General features: G+C 65.7%; 4 protein-coding genes. 3 read left to right on the top strand and 1 reads right to left on the bottom strand.

Features of this window, described 5'->3' with window-relative positions:
* The 3 genes from WCE35_RS26825 to WCE35_RS26835 form a co-directional block, all read left to right on the top strand.
* A partial coding sequence (locus tag WCE35_RS26825; RefSeq protein ID WP_424596329.1) for a spermidine synthase occupies positions 1–1,158 on the top strand: 1,158 nt, incomplete at its 5' end.
* A 105-nt stretch (positions 1,159–1,263) separates the two neighbouring features.
* The gene (locus WCE35_RS26830) at positions 1,264–1,689 is read left to right on the top strand and encodes a YeeE/YedE family protein (protein ID WP_424596330.1); all 426 of its coding nucleotides are present in this window, start codon (positions 1,264–1,266) and stop codon (positions 1,687–1,689) included.
* A 3-nt stretch (positions 1,690–1,692) separates the two neighbouring features.
* Positions 1,693–2,151, top strand: a complete 459-nt coding sequence (locus WCE35_RS26835) for a DUF6691 family protein (RefSeq protein WP_424596331.1) — start codon at positions 1,693–1,695, stop codon at positions 2,149–2,151.
* A gap of 48 nt (positions 2,152–2,199) precedes the next feature.
* On the opposite strand, the gene WCE35_RS26840 is transcribed toward WCE35_RS26835, so the two are convergent.
* Positions 2,200–2,988, bottom strand: coding sequence for a L,D-transpeptidase family protein (locus WCE35_RS26840; protein WP_424596332.1), 789 nt, complete (start codon positions 2,986–2,988; stop codon positions 2,200–2,202).
* Positions 2,989–3,118 lie beyond the last annotated feature (130 nt).

Consider the following 3,118-nt stretch of genomic DNA (forward strand, 5'->3'; position numbering starts at 1 on the left):
GCCTTCTCCTGGGTCGCGGAATATCCGATCCTGCTGGCGCTGGCGGCGCTGTGCCGGCCAGCCGGCGGCGACGAGCGCTTGCCGCGCTGGAGCCGCTGGTACTGGCCGTTTCTCGCGGTGCTGGCGCTGGCGCTGATCGCGCCGTCCTGGTCTCCCGGCAAGGTCATGAGCTGGCTCGACGAGCATCGGGTGTGGATGATCGGCGCGGTCGGCGGGCTCTCGGCCTTGCTGGCGCTCGGCTTCAACGCCAGCCGCTGGAAGATCTTTGCCACCGTCGCGGTGGCGCTGGTGCTGATCCGGGCCTATCCGTCGGACGACGGAAGGGTGGAAACCGTCCGCAGCTTCTTCGGCGTCCACAAGATCGTGGTGACGCCGCACGGCCAGTATCACGTGCTGATGCACGGCACCACGATTCACGGCGCCGAGAAATTCCAGAACGATGACGGCACGCCGATCACCGGGCGGCCGGAGCCGATCACCTATTACCACCGGGATGGCGGCATCGGGCGGGCGATCACGGCGATCCGCGAGCGCAAAGGCGCGCCGCTTCGCGTCGCGGTGATCGGGCTCGGCTCGGGCACGCTGACCTGCGCCTCCGAGCCCGGCGAAGACTGGAAATTCTTCGAGATCGACCAGTCGATGGTCGATACCGCGCGGGACCCGAAATACTTCACCTACATCCAGAACTGCGAGCCGAATTTGAAGCCCGTGATCGGCGATGCGCGGCTGACCTTCGCCAGGGAACCGGACGGCATCTACGACCTGATCATCGTCGACGCCTATTCGTCGGACGCGATCCCGATCCATCTGGCGACCGAAGAGGCGATGGAGATCTACAAGCAGAAGCTGGCGCCGCAGGGCGCGGTGGTGATGCATGTCTCCAACCGGCATCTGGAACTGGCCAGCGTCGTCGTCGGCATCGCCGAGGCCAACGACATGAAGAGCTGGGTCTACAGCGAGGATTCCAGCCGCGACAGCGAGTATATCTTCTCGACCTCGGTCGTGGTCTCCGCGCGCGAGCAGGCCGATGTCGGCAAGCTCGCGTCGTCCGACGTCTGGGCCGAGACCGAGGCCGACGAAAAACAGCTGGTGTGGACCGACGATTATTCCAATGTGCTCGGCGCGGTATGGCGGCGCCTGCGTGACGGGGAGCAATAGGCGGGCGGCGCCGCTGTGGATCAGGCTTCGACCGCCCATGCAGTGGATTGCGCTTGCGCGCGGCATGCCTATCATGGCGGCTCCAAACAACAGGAAAAGATCGTGATGGCTAATTTCACTCCGGTGTCGGCCGCGATCGGCGGTGGCCTGATCGGCCTTTCCGCCGTCCTCTTGATGCTGTTGACCGGACGGGTCGCCGGCATCAGCGGTATCTTTGGCGGGCTGCTGCAATTTAGGAGCAACGACCGGGGCTGGCGCGTCGCCTTTGTCGCCGGGCTCATTCTGGCGCCGGTGGTCGCCGGCCTCATCGGATACGGGATGACGCCGCCGAAACTGCCGGCCAACTGGATGGTGATCGTGGCCGCGGGGTTGTTGGTCGGCTTCGGTGCGCGGCTCGGCGGCGGCTGCACCTCCGGCCACGGTATCTGCGGAATCGGACGATTGTCCGGCCGTTCCATCGCCGCCACCATCATCTTCATGGTGACCGCGATCGTCACGGTCGCGGTCACACATCATTTGATGGGAGGTTGATCGATGGCGATCCTCGCGCCGCTGATTTGCGGCCTGATATTTGGAGCGGGTTTGCTGATCTCCGAAATGGTGCAGCCGACCAAGGTGCTCGGCTTCCTGGATATTTTTGGCGCCTGGGATCCGAGCATGGCCGTCGTGATGATGGCCGCGCTCACGGTCTCGGTTCCGGGCTTGGTGCTGGCAGGCCGCCTTGCAGAGCCATTGCTGGCAAAGCAGAGCTTCTTGCCGGGCAAGATGCGGATCGATCCGCCGCTGGTGATCGGCGCAGCGCTGTTCGGAGTAGGTTGGGGTCTCGCGGGATTATGCCCGGGACCGGCCCTGGAGAGCCTTGCGACCCTGTCGCCGGGCGTCATCGTGTTTGTCGCCGCCATGGCCGGCGGCATGGCGCTTCACGATGTCTGGCAAAGGTCGCGGTCGATGCTCCGGCGCGAAGGGCCGCTGGCCAGTGTTGTGGACGGCTGAACTCGCCCTGGCTCCGGCAAGATCGCTCGATCGAAGGACGCTGCCCACCTAATCCTGATAGGTGAACCGCCCGCGCGGCTGGTAGTAAGGCCGCGGCTGGTCATAGTAGCCCCGCGGCGCCCGCGCATAGCCGCGGTTGTCATAGTATTGATCTTGCGGCTGCGGATAGGCCTGCGCGTCGTAGGTGCGGCGGCCGCGCGGCGCCGGATAGCGCGCCTCGTTGGAGTAACCGTCGGCCGGATAGAAGTAGCCGTCATCGGCGCGAACTTGCGGCGCGACGCGCCGCTGCGGCGTGATCACGACGGGATCGCCGGCGGCAGCGTCGTACTCCTGATCGTATTGCGGCGCCGGGGCGCGGCGCGCGACGGCGGTATCGCCGCGCGGACGCGGGTTGCGCGCCATCGCGACCTGAGCCGAGCCGGTCAGCGTCACCGTGGTGTTGAGCACGCCTTCCTGCTGCACCAGCGCATAGAGGGTCGAGGCATGGTCGCGCGACAGCCGCACGCAGCCGTGCGAGGCGGGCGTGCCGAGGCGGCCGACGGAATCGGTGCCGTGAATCGCATGCCCGATCCTGGTGAAGAAGATCGAATGCGGCATCGGCGCGTCGTCGAATTCCCTGGAGTAGTGATCTTCCTCCATGCGGAAGGCGCGGAACGAGCCGTTCGGCGTCTCGCGCGAGGGGATGCCGCTGGAGACCGGCCAGCGATAACGCTCGACGCCGTCGACGGCGACGCTCATCTGCTGGTTATCCTTGTCGATGGTGATGGCGATCTTGGCCTGCGCCGTGCCGCTGGCAAACAGCATCAGTCCGGTGAAAGCAACGAGGAAGGAACGCATTGTACCCTTGGCCTCCAGGCCTCTTTACCCATGCGCCTCGAATACGGCGCCGCAATTCTCCGTCCCCCGGCTTCCACTATGCCCGGAAACTCGCTTTGGTTCCAGCAGCCCGCGGGAGCATCGTTAATGC

The sequence above is a fragment of the Bradyrhizobium sp. genome (genome assembly GCF_049691595.1).
Taxonomy (GTDB): Bacteria; Pseudomonadota; Alphaproteobacteria; order Rhizobiales; family Xanthobacteraceae; genus Bradyrhizobium.